Annotated in this window: 1 pseudogene; it reads left to right on the top strand. The window is 60.3% G+C overall.

The annotated features are described in order from the left end of the window. Positions 1-435: pseudogene (locus HK26_RS12775) on the top strand (hypothetical protein); the annotation flags it as partial. Positions 436-476: the final 41 nt, after the last annotated feature.

The following is a 476-nucleotide window of genomic DNA, read 5'->3' as shown; positions in this document are numbered from 1 at the left end:
CGCAGTGGCGCTTTCCGCAAAAGCTGGGCTGTGCTGGTGGACGGAAAGCTATGGGACGCGGCCCCCGCAACCATTCCCATGGGCACAGAGGTCTGGATCGTCAACACCATGCCTTATGCCCGCAAGATTGAAGTAGGTGGTCAGAAAATCAAGGTTGATCCCCAGATCGTGGAGGCCGTTCGCCAGATCGTGCCGCGCCGGTTCAGCGGCATCAGGGCGCAGCGGGCTTTCAAACCACTTGCTGGCGGGCGGGACGCGCGCGGCGGTCCGGTTCCCTACATTTTAAAGAGCGCAGGCGTTGCCTCTGGCCTGTCATGGACCCGCAAAGAGGGCTGGAGCCGCAAGCACGCCGCATATGTGAGCAACCGGAGCGACCGGCAGGCCGGTGAGCAGGTTCTCTACCCCACACTTATCCTAACCGAACGGATTACCTGACATGACAGTCGTCCAGGTCAATGAAATTGACATCACCGTCA

The sequence above is a fragment of the Acetobacter okinawensis genome, assembly GCF_002153655.1.
In the GTDB taxonomy this organism is placed as follows: Bacteria; Pseudomonadota; Alphaproteobacteria; order Acetobacterales; family Acetobacteraceae; genus Acetobacter; species Acetobacter okinawensis_A.
This window is presented reverse-complemented; position numbering and strand designations above follow the sequence as displayed.